Genomic DNA, 18062 nt, shown 5'->3' on the forward strand with positions numbered 1-18062 from the left:
GCCGCCAACCCGCCGAAGCCGACCCGGCCCGGCCGGCGCTCGGGGCCACCACCCCGGCAGACCCGGCCGGGCTCGGGTCGCCGTCAGCTCTCGCCGAGGACGCCGGCCGCCCGAAGCTCGGCGATCCGGGCCTCGTCGTACCCCAACAGGTCCGCGAGCACGGCCGCACTGTGCTGCCCGACCGTGGGTGCGCGCTCCGGGACGGGCAGGGACTCGCCGACGAACTTGATCGGCGACGGCAACTGCTCCGCACCGAGCCGGTCCTGCCCGATCCACGGGAACCGGTGCTGGAACTGCGGGTCCTCGGCGATCGTCTGCGGCGTGTTCACCGGCGCGATCGGCGTGTTCGCCTCGTTGCCGAACTCGATCCACTCGCGCGCGGTCCGGGTCGCGAAGATGTCCCGCAGAATGCCGCGCAGTTCGACGTTGCCGACCGCGTGGTCCGCGTACTTGGAGCCGGGCCAGCGCTCGAACAGGTCGGCGCGGTCCACCGCCTCGCAGAAGTTCTTCCACAACGACTGCTCGGACGCCATGAACAGCACGTGCCGATCGTCCTTGGTCGCGTAGATCTGGTAGCGGACACCCTTCTCCATGCCACCGGTCCCGGGCGCACGCCGCTCGTAGTTGTCCGACTTGTTGCCGGTCACCTCGGACTCCGGGCGCTCGTACGCCTTCCAGGTCTCGCTGCGCAGCCAGTCCATCGACGCGGCCGCGTCCGACTGGGCGATGTCGATCACGCTGCCCTCGCCCGTGGCCCGGGCACGGATGATGCCCGCGAGCACACCGAGCGCGCCGAACATCGGGCCGGCGTGGATACCGATCGAGGCGTGCTCGGGCAGGTACGGGAAGCCGTCCTCGTCGATCGCCGGCTTCACCACGCCGGCCCAGGTGTCGTAGGCGACGCCGTGGCTGGGCATGTCCCGGTAGGGGCCGGTGGCGCCGTAGCCCGAGATCGTGCAGAACACGATCCGGGGGTTGATCTTCTTCAGGTCCTCGTAGCCGATCCCGCGTCGGGCCAGTCCGCCCGGCCGCATCGCCTCGATCACCGCGTCGGCGTCCTTGACCAGCGCCTTGAAGGTCTCGATCGCCTCCGGCTTGCGCAGGTCCAGGACCAGTGACTTCTTGCCGCGGTTGACGTGCAGGTGCATCAGTGACGAGCCCTCCACGATCGGCCACGTCATGTCCCGGATGTAGTCGCCCTGCGGCGGCTCGATCTTGATCACCTCGGCGCCCAGGTCCACCAACGACGAGGTGATCGCGGCCGGCCCCAGCATCGAACACTCGATGATGCGCACCCCTGCGAGCGGGGCCCCACCCTTCGACTCGACCTGACTCATCGCTGCCTCCCTGCGAATATGACGATGCGTCAGATATTAACCGGCGCCCTCGCCGAGGGAAGAGGCGGAACCTGACGAACTGTCAGATGCGGGTGCGATCCAGCGCTCCGCACCCGCCTCGCGACGGCCGGTACGCGAGCGTTCGGCCTGTTCGGCGACCATCGTGTGCGCCTCGGCCGCGTCCCGTCGGGCCGCCTTGACGTGTACCGGACCCGGCGTGGAGTCCAGGTGCACGGTGGCCAGGCCGAGCCGGCGCTCCCACGGCCCCTGGGTCCGCCGCACGCTCTGCACCTTCGCGTGCGGGATCACGTCCAGGATCCGGTGGAACCGGCCGCTGCGGGCCACGAACACCTCGGTGTCGGCGCCGTAGGCGTATGCCGACCAGCCGACGGGATCGTGCCACCGGGCCCGACGCGGCGCCGGGATCAGCTCGACCGCGTCGATGTCGACGCCCGGCAGGATCTGCCCGAGCAGCCCGTGGGCGACCGCGCGCGGCGCGACCGGCAGCAGGATCGTCTCCTTGTCGTCCGTGTCCTTGCCGCCGTAGCCGGCCACGTTGATCTCGACCCGGACCCAGCCGCGCAGCCGCCACAACCACGGCTGCACGATCCGCACCGCCTGGACCCGGCCGGGCGGCACCGTCTGATGCCGCTGTTCGAGCAGGCCGTGCCGCAACCGCAGACCGTCCGGCGAGCGGGCCACGGTGAAGTCGAAATTCCGGATCACCCGCCCGGCGGTGAACTGCCACGCGGCCAGGAACAGCGGCACCGACCCGAACACGAAGGCGGGCGCCTGCAGTGCGAAGGCCAGGACCACCACCGCCACGCTGGGCGCGAGCGCGGCCCAGGTGCCGACCGAGAGCAGCACCGAGCCGACCACCGCCGACAGCGGCACCGACACCAGCGCCTGCTCGGGCGCCTCCCCCACGTCCGGACGCACCCCCGCCGCACGCGCGAGCAGCTCGGCGCGCAACTTCTGCGCGTCCGCCTCGGCCAGGTACGACAGGCTCGCCTCGGCCTTGTCCCCGCCGGCGACCTGGAGCTGCAACTCGGCGAGTCCGAACAGCCGGGCGGCCAGCGGGCGGACGATGTCCACCGCCTGGAGCCGGGACAACCGCACGTGCCGGGTCCGGCGGAACAGCACCCCCGAATCCAGCCGCAGGTCGTCGCCCTCGATCCGGAACGTGGTGAACCACCACGAGACGTAGCCGTAGCCGAACGCGAGCGGCACCACCACGGCGAGCCCGATCATCAGCCGACTCGGGGTCGCCCACCCGGAGTTGACGTTGTGCACGACCACACCCAGGCAGGCGGCGATCACCACCCAGCCACGGGCGGGCGGCGTCAGCGGGTGCAGTCGGCGCGGCTCGCCGACACCGCCGACCGGCCGCTCGACCCCGGTGCTCACAGCCCCGCCGATCGGGCCTCGCCCAGCGCCGCGAGCCGATCGCGCAGCCGCGCGGCCGCCGCCGGCGGCCGGCCGCGCCCGACCGCGTCCGAGGAGGCCGACGCGGTGTGCAGGGTCACCGTGGCGATGCCGAATCGGCGCTCCAGCGGGCCCGCCTCGACGTCCACGAACTGCATCCGCCCGTACGGCACCACCACCAGCCGGCGAAACAGCACGCCGTGCGCGATCAGCAGGTCGTCGGCCCGCTCCGCGTAGCGCCACGAGCGCTGGTTGCGCCGGATCGCCGGCAGGCCCCAGGCGCCCGCCCCGACGCAGGCGAGCACCACCACGGCGCCCGCCCACCAGGCCACGAACCAACCGAGCGGACCGCCGGCGAGCACGGCGAACAGCACACAGCCGGCGAGCAGCAGGGCGCGGCGCATCCGGTACAGCTGCTCCGAGACGGCCAGCCAGTCGAGGTCGGGCGGAGCCAGGGCGTCATCGGCCGGTTTCATAGGGGCAACCTTCCCAGGTGGGCATACAAGGGTGCGAAGGAGCACACGACTACTGGCAGACTCAGGGTCCATGACCGCCAGGACCGTGGGCGTGGGTATCGGCGCCGACCAGCTCGACACGACCGACATGGTGCTCAACATCGGGCCCCAGCACCCCTCCACGCACGGCGTGCTGAGGTTGCGACTCGTGCTCGACGGCGAGCGGATCCTCTCCGCCGAGCCGATCGTCGGCTATATGCATCGCGGCGCGGAGAAGCTCTTCGAGGTGCGCGACTACCGGCAGATCGTGATGCTCGCGAACCGGCACGACTGGTTGAGCGCGTTCGCGAACGAGCTGGGCGTGGTGCTCGCGGTGGAGCGCATGCTGGGCATGGAGGTACCGCAGCGCGCGGTGTGGGCGCGAACCCTGCTCGCCGAGCTGAACCGAGTGCTCAACCATCTGATGTTCCTCGGCTCGTATCCGTTGGAGCTGGGTGCGATCACCCCGATCTTCCACGCCTTCCGCGAGCGCGAGGAGATCCAGGCGGTGATGGAGGAGATCTCCGGCGGCCGGATGCACTTCATGTTCAACCGGGTCGGCGGGCTCAAGGAGGATCTGCCGGCGGGCTGGACCGGGCGGGTGCGGCACGCGGTCGCGACCGTGCGCACGCGGCTGGCCGGGCTGGACGGCCTGGTCTCGGGCAACGAGATCTTCCGCGCCCGCACCCGGGGCGTGGGGGTGCTGACACCGGCCCTGGTGGCCGCGTACGGGGTCAGCGGTCCGATCGCGCGGGCCTCGGGGGTCGACTTCGACCTGCGCCGGGACGAGCCGTATCTGGCCTACGGCGAGCTGGCCGACGTGCTGCGCGTGGTCACCCGCGAGGAGGGCGACTGCCTGGCCCGGTTCGAGTGCCTGCTGGAGCAGGTACACGTGAGCCTGGACCTCGCCGACGCGTGCTGCGACCGGCTCGACGATCTCCCGCAGGGTCCGGTGAACCTGCGGCTGCCGAAGGTGCTCAAGGCGCCCGAGGGCCACACCTACGCGTGGACCGAGAACCCGCTCGGCCTGAACGGCTACTACCTGGTCTCCCGGGGCGAGAAGACCCCGTGGCGTCTCAAGCTGCGCTCGGCGTCCTACAACAACGTGCAGGTGCTGACCGAGCTGCTGCCGGGCTGCCTGATCGCGGACATGGTGGCGATCCTGGGGTCGCTCTTCTTCGTCGTGGGCGACATCGACAAGTGACACCTCGGACGCCGGTCGGCGGTCGGGCGGGGTGCCGGCCGGGTCAGGCGTGCTTGCGGATGTCGATCCGGGGGATCTCCTCGGTGTCGTCGTGTGCGGTGAGGTCCACCGGCAGCGGCTTGGGCCGCGGTACGCCCGGACGCGCCCGGTCGGATTCGCTGGGCGCGAACCGTACGCCCTGCCCGCGGTGCACCGGAGCCGGCTGAGCGGCCGGCGCCTGCTCGGTGGGCACCGGGTCGGCGAGCCGATCGGCCTCGATGTCGTCCACGGCCGCGTCCGGGGCGGACATCGCCTCGGCCGGCTCGATCTCGTCCCCGTGCGGGCGCCCGGCGACGAGCGCGTCGTAGTGCGCGTCCGTGCCGAACAGCTCGTCGGTCAGGAAGCCGGTCGCCTCGGGATCGGCCAGGGCGGCCCGCGGCGCGAAGAAGTCGAACCGCCCGGAGGCCCCGGAGCCGGCCACTCGGCGAGTCACCTCCAGCACCTTGTCCCGCACCATCCGGGTGACCTCGGCGGTATCGGAGACGGGGCCGAGCGCGGTCGGCTCGGCGGGTGTGGGCGCGGTCGCGCCGACCGGCGCGAGGGCCGAGGACGCGGGCTCGCCCTCGGGCTCGGGCGTGGCGGCGGGCGCCGGCGAAGCGAAGGCGGGTGTGGGCGCCTGCGTGGGCGCGGCGGCGGGGGCCGAAGCGCCGGGCGCGGCGACGGCCGGCGCGGGCACAGCGGCGCCGGGCGCGGCGACGGTCGGCGCGGGCACGGCGGCGCCGGGCGCGGCGATGTCGGGCACGGGTGGTTGCGCGAGCGGGGGCACGGCGGTGGAGTCGGCCGGGGTGACTTCCGGCGAGGGAACCTCGGGGGCCCCCTCCGCGGTCGCTCCGCCGGCCGCACGGGCGACGCTCCGGCTGAGCTCGGCAGGCGGCGCGATCGGCGCGGCGGGACGCACCCCGGCGGTCGACCCGACCTCGTCGCCGGCCTCGGACCCGGCCCGCGCGGCGGAACGAGCGGCGGCGGCAACCGAGGTGCCCGGCGTCGCGGCGGTCGACCCCGTCCCGGCACCAACCCCGGCCCCGGCCCGCGCGGCGGAACGATCGGCGGCGGCAACCGAAGTGCCCGGTGTCACGGCGGTCGACCCGGCCCTGTCGCCGGCCTCGGACCCGGCCCGCGCGGCGGAGCGCGCGGCTTCGGATTCCGGCCGTGCGGGGGAGGGCGCCGCGGTGCGCGCTGCGACGGTGGGCTGCGCGACTGCGGTGGCGGCCTCGGCCCGCCCCCGCGAAGCGGGGTGCGCAGCGGAGCGCGTCGGCGGGCCGAAGACCGAGGCCGCGTAGGCCGGGACCAGGTCCGGCGCGGACACGGGCGGCCGGCGCACGGCCGGAACGATGGAGGGAGCCGTGGGACGTACCTCGCCGCCCCGCCGGTCCAGCAGGTCCAACACCGCCGCACCGCGCGCGAACAGGTCCGGGGTCAGCCGCTGCGGACGCGACACCAGGTGGGCGGCGGCCAGTTCGCCGGCCTGCACCGCGGCGAGTTCTTGCTCGTCGGCCCGCTCGATCGCGGCGCGCAACTCGTCCGCCATGCGCTCGCGTTCCCGACGCCGGGCGATGCTCTCCTCGGCCATCCGTCGGTGGTGTGCGGTGCTCCCGCGAACCACCCACGCGATCGCGCCGGCGGCGGACGACACACCGAGCAGCACGGCGAGTCGAAGTGTGGTCGCACCTCCCGCAACGACCGCCAGGACGACGGCGACGAGCGCCGGCGCGCATATGGCGGCAAGCAGGGATATGCGTGTGGCGGTCGAGACCGAGCGATGGCGTCCACGTGGCATGCACCAGACGTTAGCGCGATACGGCCTTCCCCTCGGTGCGGGGGTTGCCGTGGGCGCGGGTTTTTTGCATTCCGTGGAAGGAACTCGGTTGGGGTGGCCTCGAACGCGGCCGGGCCGATTCGACCTCGAACGCCAGCCGGGCTATTCGAACTGCCCGGCCGGCGTGGAGTGTTACCCCGGCCCCTGAGAATTCACCATCGCCAATTCGGCGATCAGATCAGGTTCTTGGACTTCAGGTAGGCCTTGGCGACGTCGGCCGGCTTCTTGCGGTCCTCGTCGACCTGCTTGTTGAGCGCGGTCAGATCCTCGGTGGTGAGGATCGGGGCAAGCTTGTCGACCAGCGGCAGGATCTTGTCGGCCTTGCCGGAATTGACCACCGGGAGAACGTTGTCGGCGTTCTGCAACTTCTTGTCGTCGGTGAGGACGACCAGGCCGAACTGGTCGAGCGTGGCGTCCGTGGAGGTGGTCAGGACCAGTTGGTCCTTGCCGTCCTTGACCGCCTGCTTGGCGGCGGTGGTACCGACGCCGAGCGGGTCCACGCCGCCGACCTTGATGCCGTACGTCTTCTCCAGGCCCGGCGCGCAGAACGGGCGCGTCTTGCACTCCTCGCCCGCCGCGATCTTCACCTCGATGCCGGCCTTGCCCAGATCGGAAAGGGTCTTCAGGTTGTTCTTCGCGGCGAAGTCCTTGGTCACCGCGAACGCGTTCTGGTCCACCGCCTGCGACGGGGTACCGGACTTGAGCCCGGCCGGGCCCGCGAGCGTGTTCAGCGCAGCGACCGTGGCCGCCACGTCCGGCGAGGCGACCGGTGCGGCGTCCGGACCGTTCTTCTTCCGGTTCAGGAACTCCGCCATCGTCGCCGCGTACTCCGGCACGACCGCGATCTTGCCCTTCTCCAGCTCGGGTTCGTAGAGCTCACGGTTCTTGACCGTCTTGATGCTCGCCTTCACCCCGCCCTTGTCGAGCAACTGTTTGTACATCTGCGCCAGGATCTCCGACTCGGTGAAACCGGCCGAGCCGACCACCGTCTTGTCGTCGTCCGAGGACGAACACCCTGTCGCGCCGACCAGAAACACCAGGGAGAGCCCTGCCGCCACACCGACCGTCATGCCCGTCTTGCCGCGCCGTATAAGCACGCGATGCACCGCCCTTTCCGTTCTCACGAGGTCACACCGCCACGCGGTGTCCGGGCCGTGAACCGCTGCACGAGCGCGAACAGGCCTTCCACCACCAGAGCCAACGCGGCCACGAGGATTGCCCCCGCCACCACTTGACCGTTGTCCTGCAGGTCGAAACCGGCCGTGACGATGCGCCCGAGACCGCCCCCCGCGACGAGCGCCGCGAGTGTTGCCGTGGCAACAACCTGAACGGCACACGTTCGAATTCCCGTCATGATCAACGGAAGTGCCAGGGGCAACTCGACGCGGAACAACATCTGCCCGCCCGTCATACCCATGCCGCGCGACGCCTCGACCACGTCCCGGTCCACCCCGCGCATGCCGACGTACGCGTTGGTGAGCACCGGTGGGATGGCGAACAGCACGAGCGCGATGATCGTCGCGGTGTCGCCCATGCCGATCGGACTCAGCCCGAGCAGCACCAGCACCGCGAACGTCGGGATCGCCCGCCCGATGTTGGAGATGTTGATCGCCAGCGCGCCGCCCTTGCCCAGGTGCCCCAACCACAGTGCGACCGGCAGCGCGACGGCGACCGCGATCAGCACGCACACCACGGTGAGCACGATGTGCTCGACGAGCCGATTCCACACCCCGCTCTCGCCGCTCCAGTTCGCGCCGTCGGCCAACCAGTCCCAGGCATCGCCGAGTACGTTCACGCCGCGGCCTCCGCCTTCAGGTCGACCTCCGCCGTCGGCGCGGGCACCGCCGGCAACCGCCGCTTGCGCCCACCGGCCCGCTCCCACGGGGTCAACAGCCGCTGTACGCCGAGCAACAGCAGGTCGGCCACGATCGCCAGCGCGACGCACAACACCGACGCGGTCAGCACCTGCGCCTTGAACAGCGTGTCGATGCCCTTGTAGATCAGGTTGCCCAACCCGCCCGAGCCGACGATCGCACCGACCGTGGTGAGCGCGACGGTGGACACCGTGGCGACCCGGACGCCGGCCATGATCGCGGGCAGCGCGAGCGGGAGTTCGACCTGGAACAACAACCGTCCGGGCCCGTAGCCCATCCCCTTCGCCGCCTCCACCACATCCGGCGGCACCGATTGCAGACCGGCCAGCATGTTCCGCACCAGGATGGTCAGCGAGTACAGCACCAGACCGATGATGACCGTCGTCTCGGTCAAGCCCGTGAACGGCTGCAGAATCGCGAACATCGCCAGCGAGGGAATCGTGTAAAGGATCGTGGTCGAACCGAGCAGCACGCTCCCGGTCAATCGCCAACGCCGGGCAGCCAGGGCCATCGGGAACGCGACGAGCAGACCGATCGTCACCGACACGACGGTCAGATAGATGTGTTCGCGCAACGCGGTGGTGATCTCCCCGGAGTACTCGTCGAAGTACTTCCCGCAGACCCACGAGTTGCGCTTCAGGCAGTCACCGGAGGCCACAATCACGGGCGGACAGTACCCCAGCGGTCGGACGGGCATTCCCGTGACGGCGGACACACCCGGTGTGTGAACGGGGCCACCCGGGTACGTTGCCACCCCTGGGGGTCGGGAATCACCGGGTCTCCGGACACCTGCCACGGCCGCCTGCCATACCCCCGGAGGGTCCCCATGATCCGGCTCGACCGCGTCACGAAGCGGTACCCCGACGGCACCGAGGCGGTCGCGGAACTGTCGCTGGAGGTCGCCACGGGCGAACTGGTCACCCTGGTCGGCCCGTCCGGCTGCGGCAAGACCACCACGATGAAGATGGTCAACCGGCTGATCGAGCCCACGTCCGGGAAGATCTTCCTGGACGACGAGGACATAACCCGGGCCGACCCGGTCAAGCTGCGCCGACGGATGGGCTACGTGATCCAGTCCGGCGGCCTGTTCCCGCACCGCACCGTGCTGGAGAACACCGTCACCGTGCCCAGCCTGCTGGGTTGGGACCGCAAAAAGGCCCGGGCCCGCGGCGTCGAACTGCTGGAGCTGGTCGGCCTGGACCCGAGCAAACTCGGCGATCGCTACCCGCACCAGCTCTCCGGCGGTCAGCGCCAGCGGGTCGGTGTGGCCCGCGCCCTCGCGGCGGACCCGCCCGTGCTGCTGATGGACGAGCCGTTCGGCGCGGTGGACCCGGTGGTGCGCGAACGCCTGCAGACCGAATTCCTGCGGCTCCAGGACGAGTTGAAGAAGACGATCCTGTTCGTCACGCACGACATCGAGGAGGCCGTCCGGCTCGGCGACCGGATGGCGGTCTTCTCGATGGGCGGCCACATCGAGCAGTTCGACACACCCTCCAGCGTGCTCGGCGCACCCGCCACCGACTACGTCGCCGACTTCGTCGGCGCGGACCGCGGCCTCAAGCGCCTGTCGGTGACCGAGATCACCCCCGAGGACCTCGAACTGCCGCCGGTCGTGCACCTGGACGACCCGATGTCCGAGGCGCTCGCGAAGCTGCGCGCGGCCGATTCGCGCTGGGCCGTCGTGCTCGACGACGCGGGCAACCTGCACGGGTGGGTGGACGACCGCCCGGCCGGCGGCACGGTGCGCGACCGGGCCCGCCGGATGGAGGCGTGGGTGCCGGTGCGCGCCACGCTCAAGCAGGCGTTCGGCGAGATGCTCCAGCACGACGCCGGGTGGATCGCCGTGGTGGACGGCGACCGGTTCGTGGGCGTGCTCACGCCCGCGCGGCTGCACGAGGCCCTGCGGCGGTCCATCGGTGCGGAGGAGCGGGACATCCCGTTGGCCGAGGTCGTGCTGGACACCATCGAGGGGTGACGGGCCGGCCCTCGGCCGAGGTACTGTCCGGGGCGGCCGGCCGGGCCGGCTCGGCCGCCCCGGACTTCGTCGTTCCCGACGTTCTCGGGGAGATCGACCCGGCCTCGGGCCGAGCGGTCCTCAGGCGTCCGACCGGCCGGCCTTCTTGTCCTCGGGGTCCTCGGGGATGCGCAGTATCCGCTCCAGGAACAGGCACCCGCCGACCAGCAGCACGCCCGCGCCGACGGCGAAGGCGCAGCGCTGGGCCTGGGCCGAGCGCTCGGTGACCTCCAGGAAGCCGGTCAGGTAGAGCGCGTAGCCGCCGTACAGGCCCACCACGAGCGCGCCGACCAGCGAACCGGCCTTGGCGAAGACCACCGCCCGGGCGGCGACCAGCGGATCCACCGGGCGCGCGTTCGGCCGCCGCTCGCGCTGCGCCTTCAGCCGCGAGCGCAGCGACAACGCGGTCGCCAGCGCGATCGCGGCCAGGCACAGGAGCACGATCGGAGCCAGGATCGGGACCACGGGTGGCGTGCCGCGCGAGTCCCACAGGTCGATCCCGGCATACGCGATGCCGCCCGCACCCAGCGCGAGGGCGAGCAGGAAGAGCGGGCGCGTGGGCTTCATCGGTCTGCGGTCAACTCCAGGTCGTCACGGCGATGCACCCCGCCGAGGCCCACCTGCGCGAGCAGGTCGGCGACCCGGCCGTGGCCCGGTACCTCCGCCTCGGGGTCGATGTCGTGCCACGGCGCGAGCACGAAGGAACGCTCGTGCGCGCGCGGGTGCGGCAGGGTCAGGTGCGGGTCGTCCTGCTCCACGCCCTCGAACCGGATCACGTCCACGTCCAGCGTGCGCGGCCCCCAGCGCTCGACCCGGACCCGCTGGAACGCCTCCTCGATCGAGTTGGCGCGCTCCAGGATCAGGTCCGGCGTGAGCAGCGTGCGCACCTCGATCACCGCGTTGAAGTAGGTGCCCTGGTCGGGGCCGCCCACCGGGTCGGTCTCGTAGACCGGCGACACCCGCAGCAGGCTCACGCCCGGGGTGTCGGCGATCTCGTCGACGGCGCCCTGGAGGGTCTCCAGGCGGTTGCCCAGGTTGCTGCCGAGCGCGAGCACGACCCGGCTCCAGGTCGGCAGCGCACGCCGGCCGGTGGTCTCGGCGGGCTGCTCCGGGGCCGGTTCGCGGGTGGGTTCGCGGACGGTGTCGGTCATCGGTCCCGCCCCCGCACGATGGTTACCGTCACGTCGTCGAACGGAACGGTGATCGGGGCGTCGGGCTTGTGCACGATCACTTCCACCTCCTGCACGAGCGGGCGGGCCAGGCACACGTCGGCGATCCGCTGCGCGAGCGTCTCGATCAGATCGACCGGGTCGCCCTGGACCACGCCGACCACGTCCTCGGCGACCTCGCCGTAGTGCACCGTGAGGGTGAGATCGTCGGACTGCGCGGCCGGACGGGTGTCCACGCCCAGCACGACGTCCACGACGAAGGTCTGGCCCTCTTCGCGTTCCTTCGCGAACACTCCATGGTTGCCGCGGGCCTTCAGTCCCCGCAACGAGACGCGGTCCAGCATCAGTCGCCTCCTCGGCGCTATCCCATCACTGCGCACCCCGACCGGTCGGTTGTCGACCCGTCCAGGGGCGGTCGCGCCGACGGCCGGACCACCTCTGTGCGGTATGAATGTACCCAGCGATCCCGACAGGTTCGCTCGGCCGGGTGCCTCGAAGGCACCCGAACGACGCATCGAAGCGGTCGGGATCGGTCAGATCTCCTCTTCGGCGTCGACCTCCGCCATCACCGGCGACGCGTGGTGCAACCACAGCCGCCAGCCCGAGGGGGTGCGCCGGAAGACGTTGGTGACCACCGCCCGGCCGCCCGCGAACCCGGCCTCGTCGCCGCCGTCCTCCTCGGCCATCCCGGTCAGCATGTTCGCCGTGCAGGACAACACCGCGACCTCGCCGGCCAGCTTGACCTCGACGTCGGTCAGGAAGAACTGCACGTACGCGGTATTGGCCATGATCAGCGCGTACGAGCGCAGAATCTCCGCGCGTCCGTGCAGCGCGGGCCAACCCGGATGCACGCACGTCACGCTCGGCGCGTCGGGGCCGTCGGCCCAGATCGCGCCGAGGGCGTCGATGTCGCCCTCCTCGACCGCCGTCCACAGTGCGAGGTTGACCTCGCGTACCGCGTCCGCCTCGGGCGACGTCTGGTCGTCAATCGGGTTCATCGGGCCTCCTGCCAGGCAGCCGCCACCTTGACCGCGTCGAGCGAAGCGGGCACCTCGTGCACACGGACGGCCCACGCGCCCGCGGCGGCGGCCAGCGCGGAGACCGCGGCCGTCGCATCGTCGCGTCCGCGGGGCGGGCGCAGTGTGCCGTCCTCGGCGGCGAGCAGCCGCCCCAGGAAGGTCTTGCGGGACGCGGCCACGAGCAGCGGACGACCGAGCTCGTGCAGCGCGTCCAGGTGGGCGAGCAGCGGCCAGTTGTGCGCGGCCGTCTTGGCGAAGCCCAGACCGGGGTCGAGCACGATCGCCTCGGGATGCACGCCCGCCGCGATCACCTTCTCCATGCGCTCGGCCAACTCGGTGCGCACCTCGGCGACCACGTCGGTATACACCGCGCGCTCCTGCATCCCGCGCGAGTGCCCACGCCAGTGCATGACCACCACGGGCACCCCGCTGTCGGCCACGTACGCGGCCATCGCCGGGTCCGCGAGCCCGCCGCTGACGTCGTTGACCAGGCGGGCGCCGGCCTCGACCGCGGCGCTCGCCACCTCGACCCGGGTGGTGTCCACGCTGACCACCGCACCGGCCGAGGCCAGCTCGCGGACCACCGGGACGACCCGGCGCAATTCCTCGTCCACGTCCACCCGACCGGCCCCCGGCCGGGTCGACTCGCCGCCCACGTCGATCAGGTCGGCTCCCTGGTCGAGCAGCGCGAGCCCGCGCGTGATCGCGGCCTTCGAGTCGAACCACAGGCCGCCGTCGGAGAACGAATCGGGGGTCACATTGACCACACCCATGACCGCGCACCGGCCGAACTCGGGCAGGCCGCGCACCCGTGGTGGGCGGTCGGGAGCCCGATGTCGCGGGCCGGTCGTCGCTGTCATGGGGAACAGAGTAGGGGTTGACCGGGTACTGCCCGGTCAACCCCCGAGTACTGCGTCGCGACTTGTTATCGGCGCCGTGCCGGCCCGCGACCGTGCGCCGTCGAGCCGCTACCGGCTCAGGATCAGGCTCATCGCCTCGGCCCGCGTGGCCGCGTTCAGCAACTGGCCGCGCACGGCGGAGGTGAGGGTGCGGGCACCCGGCTTCCGTATGCCGCGCATGGTCATGCACAGGTGCTCGCACTCGACGACCACGATCACCCCGCGCGGGCGCAGGATGTTCACCAGCGCGTCGGCGATCTGGGTGGTCAGCCGCTCCTGCACCTGCGGACGCTTGGCGTACACGTCCACCAGGCGCGCGAGCTTGGACAGGCCGGTGATCTGACCGTCCTCCGACGGGATGTACCCCACGTGCGCCACCCCGTGGAAGGTCACGAGGTGGTGCTCGCACGTGCTGTAGACCTCGATGTCCTTGACCAGGACCATCTCGTCGTGGCCGAGATCGAAGGTCGTGGTGAGCACGTCCTCGGGATCCTGCCGCAGTCCGGCGAAGATCTCCTGATACGACCTGGCCACTCGGGCCGGGGTGTCCTTGAGACCCTCGCGGTCGGGGTTCTCCCCGACCGCGAGCAGCAGCTCCCGGACCGCGCGCTCGGCGCGATCCTGGTCGAACTCACCCACGGCACGACCGTCGAAGGTGACCGGGTCGATCGTCACGTTCAGTTCTCCGGAGAATCGGACGGCGGTTCGGGGTGCGCTACCGCCCCACCGGACCCCGTCGTGGTGCCCGTCGCAGAGGTCGAGCCGCCGTTGAGAATCCCGTTGTCACTGCCGCCACCGGAGAGCGTGAGCTCGCGGGGCGTCATCACGGGGGGACGGCTGGACGGCTGACGCCGGCTGGAACCCGTCCACGCGGGACGAGCCGGCCGCTTGGTGACCGGAGCGAAGATCTCGGCGACCTGGGCCTTGTCCAGGGTCTCCTTCTCCAGCAGCTCCAGCACCAGGTTGTCCAGCACGTCGCGGTTCTCGACGAGAATCTCCCACGCTTCGTTGTGGGCGGTCTCGATGAACCTCTTGACCTCTTCATCGACGATAGCCGCGACCTCTTCGGAGTAGTCGCGCTGGTGACCCATTTCACGACCCAGGAAGGGCTCGGCACCGTCGTTGCCGAACTTGATCGCACCCAGCCGCTCGGTCATGCCGTACTGCGTGACCATCGAGCGGGCCAGACCGGTGGCCTTCTCGATGTCGTTCGAGGCACCCGTGGTCGGGTCGTGGAAGACCAGTTCCTCCGCCGCGCGCCCGCCCATCATGTAGGCGAGCTGGTCGAGCATCTCGTTGCGCGTGGTGGAGTACTTGTCCTCTTCGGGCAGGACCATCGTGTAGCCGAGCGCGCGACCGCGGGACAGGATCGTGATCTTGTGCACCGGGTCGGTGTTCGGCAGCGCGTGGGCCACCAGGGCGTGGCCGCCCTCGTGGTACGCGGTGATCTTCTTTTCCTTGTCGCTCATGATCCGGGTGCGCTTCTGCGGCCCGGCCACGACACGGTCGATCGCCTCGTCCATCGCCAACGCGTCGATCAGCTTGGCGTCCGCACGGGCGGTCAACAGGGCGGCCTCGTTGAGCACGTTCGCGAGGTCGGCACCGGTGAACCCGGGAGTACGCCGGGCGACCGCCTTGAGGTCGATGTCGTCGGTGACCGGCTTGCCCTTGGCATGCACCTTGAGGATGTCCCAGCGGCCCTGCATGTCGGGACGGTCGACCGCGATCTGCCGGTCGAAGCGGCCCGGACGCAGCAGCGCCGGGTCGAGGATGTCGGGCCGGTTGGTCGCGGCGATCAGGATCACGCCGCCCTTGACGTCGAAGCCGTCCATCTCGACCAGGAGCTGGTTGAGCGTCTGCTCGCGTTCGTCGTGCCCGCCGCCCATGCCCGCGCCGCGGTGTCGGCCGACCGCGTCGATCTCGTCGACGAAGACGATCGCCGGCGCGTTGGCCTTGGCCTGCTCGAACAGGTCGCGCACCCGGGAGGCACCGACACCGACGAACATCTCGACGAAGTCGGAACCGGAGATCGAGTAGAACGGCACGCCGGCCTCACCCGCGACCGCGCGGGCGAGCAGGGTCTTGCCGGTTCCGGGCGGGCCGTACAGCAGCACGCCCTTGGGGATCTTCGCGCCGACCGCCTGGAACTTGGCGGGCTCCTGGAGGAACTCCTTGATCTCGTGGAGTTCCTCGACCGCCTCGTCCGCACCGGCCACGTCGGCGAAGGTCGTCTTCGGCGTGTCCTTGGAGATCAGCTTGGCCTTGGACTTCCCGAAGTTCATGACCCGGGAGCCGCCGCCCTGCATCTGATTCATCAGGAACAGGAAGACCACGACGATGAGCACGAACGGCAGCAGGGAGAACAGGATGCTGACGATCGTGCTCTGCTTGCTGAGCTTGACCGTGTAGGAGTCCTGGATCTTGCCCTGCTCGTACTTGGACTGGAGCAGGCGCTGGATCTCCACGCCCTGCTCGTCGATGTACGAGGTCTTGATCTTGGAATGCTTGTCGACCTTCACCCCGGGGATCAGGGTGAGCTCGAGTGACTGGTCGTTACCGCCGATGAGCTTGGCTGACTTGACCTGGTCGTTTTGGATCGCCTGGATCGCCTTGCCGGTGTCGACACCCTTGAAGCCGCTCGAAGAGGAGACGAGCTGCATCAGGAGGATCACAGCAATGACGGCCAGCGCGATCCACATGACCGGCCCGCGGAAATAGCGCTTGACGTCCATCGATGCGGGGCAGCAGACGCCCCGTCCCTCCTGCCGACTTTTGACCCGGACGCCTTATGGCCCCCGGGTACGTTGCCTGTCCGGTATCGCCCGGCACGGTCGCCCGTGCTGATCGGATGTCGCTGCGTTAGACGGTACACCGGGTGTCCGCACGTCAACGCGCCGCGCGTTCACTCACCTTGCGCGCCTTCGTGCATCGACCCCCGACGCACCCTCCAACGAGGGAAAACGTTCCCCTTGTTCCCGGATGCTGTTACAGGATGTCGATCGCGCAAACCCGAAGCCGTATTCCATGCGCCCGAGCGGGTCAGGTCGGCTTCGAACCGCCGTACACATGCTCGGCCAGTGTGCCCACGAACGGCAGGTTGCGGTAGCGCTCGGCGTAGTCGAGGCCGTAGCCCACCACGAACTCGTTGGGGATGTCGAAGCCCACGTACTTGACCGGGATGTCGACCTTGGCGGCCTCCGGCTTGCGGAAGAACGCGCACACCTCCAACGAGGCGGGGCCTCGCGAGGTGAGGTTGGCGAGCATCCACGACAGGGTCAGGCCCGAGTCGATGATGTCCTCGACGACCAGGACGTGCCGACCGGCGATGTCCGCGTCGAGGTCCTTGAGGATGCGCACGACGCCCGAGGACTTGGTGCCGGAGCCGTAGGAGGACACCGCCATCCAGTCCATCTTGACCGGCGAGTGCACGGCCCGGGCGAGGTCGGCCATGACCATGACGGCGCCCTTGAGCACGCCGACGAGCAGCAGGTCCTGACCCCGGTAGTCCTCGTCGATCCGTTCGGCGAGCTCTACGAGCTTCGCCTCGATCTCCTCCTGCGTGACGAGGACCCTTTCGAGGTCGGCGCCCATGTCCTTCTCGTCCACCACATGCCTTACTACGAAGTTTTCGACTGAGCCCCGCGGTCACCGGTCAGGATTGAGCCGGCCGGTGAAAGAGAAGCCTGCCACACCGCCTGCGTATCTCGACGCCCCCGGGCAGGTGGATGGGCCCCTGGCCGTGCCAGGAGATGACCAGCTTCTCCACCGCCTCCACGTGCCGGGCGAACAACGCGCCGGAGGGGCTGCCCGCGCCGACCGCCGTACGGCGCAACACCCGGCGGCGGACCGCGGCGGGCAACTCGGCCAGCCCGGCGACCTCGAGCTCGCCGTCGTCGTGCGTGACGTCGGCCTGGGCCCGGTCGGCCCACTGGTCGAGTGCCTCGGCATCGTCGCGGAACAGCCGCGCGGTGCGGGCCAGCGCCTCGGACACCCCGGGGCCGAGCGCCTTCTCCAGCACCGGGAGCACCTCGTGGCGCACCCGTGCCCGGGTGTAGGCGGGGTCGGCGTTGTGCGGGTCCTCCCAGGGCAGCAGGTCCTGCGCGACGCACGCCTGCCGGGTGATGTCGCGGCCCAGCTCCAGGAACGGGCGCTGGTAGTGGCCGGTCAGCGGCGGCATGCCGGCGAGCGAGCGGGCTCCGGAGCCTCGGGCCAGCCCGAGCAGCACCGTCTCGGCCTGGTCCTCCAGGGTGTGGCCGAGCAGCACCAGCGCGGCGCCGTGCTTCTTCGCCGCGGTGTCCAGCGCGGTGTATCGGGCCAGCCGCGCGGCGCCCTCGGGGCCGCCCCGGGTGCCGACGGTGACGCCGAGCGCGTCGACCGGGCCCAGCCCCAGGTCGCGCAGCCGGGCGACCAGATCCACGGCGCGGCGGGTGGAGCCCGCCTGGAGTCCGTGGTCGACGGTGATGGCTCCGGCGCGCAGACCCGCGCGGGGGGCCTCGAACGCGGTGGCCGCTGCGAGCGCCAACGAGTCCGCGCCACCACTGCAGGCCACCAGGACGAGGTCACCCGGTTGCAGCTCGCGCAGGGTCTTGCGGACGGCCAGCCTGGTGGCGGCCACGGCGGGATGGGGTCCCACGACTCGACGACACCTCCTTGCACGTCCGGTTCGGCCGGTTCGCGGAGGTCGCGGCCTCCGCGAGAAATGCCGAAGAGAATTGGTTTGCCCACGCTACGTCACCCGAAGCGCCCCGGGCCGCAGACACCACCGGATGTCG

The 18062-nt window shown here is 70.9% G+C and carries 18 protein-coding genes; 2 read left to right on the forward strand and 16 right to left on the reverse strand.

The genetic code is table 11. From position 1 onward, the window contains the following. Positions 1 to 83: 83 nt before the first annotated feature. The 3 genes from ACIBM5_RS26720 to ACIBM5_RS26730 are packed head-to-tail and all read right to left on the reverse strand — an operon-like array spanning position 84 to position 3238. A complete protein-coding gene (locus ACIBM5_RS26720) occupies positions 84 to 1337 on the reverse strand; it encodes a CaiB/BaiF CoA transferase family protein (RefSeq protein WP_396009155.1) in 1254 nt (417 codons plus the stop codon). Between the two features lie 36 nt (positions 1338 to 1373). Then, positions 1374 to 2744 carry a PH domain-containing protein gene (locus ACIBM5_RS26725; RefSeq protein WP_396009156.1) on the reverse strand — a complete coding sequence of 457 codons (1371 nt, stop codon included), beginning with the start codon at positions 2742 to 2744 and terminating at the stop codon, positions 1374 to 1376. Beyond that, entirely contained in the window at positions 2741 to 3238 is a 498-nt protein-coding gene (locus ACIBM5_RS26730) for a PH domain-containing protein (RefSeq protein WP_396009157.1), read from the reverse strand. The genes ACIBM5_RS26725 and ACIBM5_RS26730 overlap by 4 nt, the downstream gene beginning before the upstream one ends. Positions 3239 to 3308: 70 nt before the next feature. On the opposite strand from ACIBM5_RS26730, the gene ACIBM5_RS26735 reads away from it, so the two are divergent. Further along, positions 3309 to 4460 carry an NADH-quinone oxidoreductase subunit D gene (locus ACIBM5_RS26735; protein WP_391586419.1) on the forward strand — a complete coding sequence of 384 codons (1152 nt, stop codon included), beginning with the start codon at positions 3309 to 3311 and terminating at the stop codon, positions 4458 to 4460. Between the two features lie 43 nt (positions 4461 to 4503). Here the strand turns inward: ACIBM5_RS26735 and ACIBM5_RS26740 are convergent, their stop codons facing one another. The 4 genes from ACIBM5_RS26740 to ACIBM5_RS26755 form a co-directional block, all read right to left on the reverse strand. Then, the gene (locus tag ACIBM5_RS26740) at positions 4504 to 6276 is read right to left on the reverse strand and encodes a hypothetical protein (RefSeq protein WP_396009158.1); all 1773 of its coding nucleotides are present in this window, start codon (positions 6274 to 6276) and stop codon (positions 4504 to 4506) included. Positions 6277 to 6488: 212 nt separating this feature from the next. Next, positions 6489 to 7385 carry an ABC transporter substrate-binding protein gene (locus ACIBM5_RS26745; protein ID WP_391586566.1) on the reverse strand — a complete coding sequence of 299 codons (897 nt, stop codon included), beginning with the start codon at positions 7383 to 7385 and terminating at the stop codon, positions 6489 to 6491. 50 nt (positions 7386 to 7435) lie between these two features. Next, positions 7436 to 8110: an ABC transporter permease gene (locus ACIBM5_RS26750; RefSeq protein WP_396009159.1), complete on the reverse strand. Its 675-nt coding sequence runs from the start codon at positions 8108 to 8110 to the stop codon at positions 7436 to 7438. Further along, entirely contained in the window at positions 8107 to 8847 is a 741-nt protein-coding gene (locus ACIBM5_RS26755; protein WP_396009273.1) for an ABC transporter permease, read from the reverse strand. The genes ACIBM5_RS26750 and ACIBM5_RS26755 overlap by 4 nt, the downstream gene beginning before the upstream one ends. A gap of 168 nt (positions 8848 to 9015) precedes the next feature. Between ACIBM5_RS26755 and ACIBM5_RS26760 the strand changes: the two genes are divergently transcribed. Continuing rightward, complete coding sequence (locus ACIBM5_RS26760; RefSeq protein WP_396009160.1) at positions 9016 to 10164, forward strand: ABC transporter ATP-binding protein; 1149 nt, start codon at positions 9016 to 9018, stop codon at positions 10162 to 10164. 120 nt (positions 10165 to 10284) lie between these two features. Here the strand turns inward: ACIBM5_RS26760 and ACIBM5_RS26765 are convergent, their stop codons facing one another. The 9 genes from ACIBM5_RS26765 to tilS all read right to left on the reverse strand — a co-directional run bounded on the left by ACIBM5_RS26765 (position 10285) and on the right by tilS (position 17923). Further along, positions 10285 to 10770: a DUF3180 domain-containing protein gene (locus ACIBM5_RS26765; RefSeq protein ID WP_396009161.1), complete on the reverse strand. Its 486-nt coding sequence runs from the start codon at positions 10768 to 10770 to the stop codon at positions 10285 to 10287. Then, complete coding sequence (folK, locus tag ACIBM5_RS26770) at positions 10767 to 11354, reverse strand: 2-amino-4-hydroxy-6-hydroxymethyldihydropteridine diphosphokinase (protein ID WP_396009162.1); 588 nt, start codon at positions 11352 to 11354, stop codon at positions 10767 to 10769. The genes ACIBM5_RS26765 and folK overlap by 4 nt, the downstream gene beginning before the upstream one ends. Continuing rightward, positions 11351 to 11713, reverse strand: a complete 363-nt coding sequence (folB, locus tag ACIBM5_RS26775; RefSeq protein WP_391586564.1) for a dihydroneopterin aldolase — start codon at positions 11711 to 11713, stop codon at positions 11351 to 11353. The genes folK and folB overlap by 4 nt, the downstream gene beginning before the upstream one ends. 192 nt (positions 11714 to 11905) lie before the next feature. Continuing rightward, on the reverse strand, positions 11906 to 12370 hold the full coding sequence (locus ACIBM5_RS26780) for a nuclear transport factor 2 family protein (RefSeq protein ID WP_391586413.1): 465 nt from the start codon (positions 12368 to 12370) through the stop codon (positions 11906 to 11908). Beyond that, positions 12367 to 13251 carry a dihydropteroate synthase gene (gene folP / locus ACIBM5_RS26785; protein WP_396009163.1) on the reverse strand — a complete coding sequence of 295 codons (885 nt, stop codon included), beginning with the start codon at positions 13249 to 13251 and terminating at the stop codon, positions 12367 to 12369. Before folP ends, ACIBM5_RS26780 begins: the two co-directional genes overlap by 4 nt. Positions 13252 to 13359: 108 nt before the next feature. Beyond that, the gene (gene folE / locus ACIBM5_RS26790; RefSeq protein ID WP_020549572.1) at positions 13360 to 13965 is read right to left on the reverse strand and encodes a GTP cyclohydrolase I FolE; all 606 of its coding nucleotides are present in this window, start codon (positions 13963 to 13965) and stop codon (positions 13360 to 13362) included. Between the two features lie 2 nt (positions 13966 to 13967). Continuing rightward, complete coding sequence (gene ftsH / locus ACIBM5_RS26795) at positions 13968 to 16022, reverse strand: ATP-dependent zinc metalloprotease FtsH (RefSeq protein WP_391586411.1); 2055 nt, start codon at positions 16020 to 16022, stop codon at positions 13968 to 13970. 307 nt (positions 16023 to 16329) lie between these two features. Next, a complete protein-coding gene (hpt, locus tag ACIBM5_RS26800) occupies positions 16330 to 16896 on the reverse strand; it encodes a hypoxanthine phosphoribosyltransferase (RefSeq protein WP_078979398.1) in 567 nt (188 codons plus the stop codon). Between the two features lie 46 nt (positions 16897 to 16942). Then, entirely contained in the window at positions 16943 to 17923 is a 981-nt protein-coding gene (gene tilS / locus ACIBM5_RS26805) for a tRNA lysidine(34) synthetase TilS (RefSeq protein WP_391586410.1), read from the reverse strand. Positions 17924 to 18062 lie beyond the last annotated feature (139 nt).

Source organism: Embleya sp. NPDC050493 (genome assembly GCF_044458105.1).
GTDB lineage: Bacteria > Actinomycetota > Actinomycetes > Streptomycetales > Streptomycetaceae > Embleya.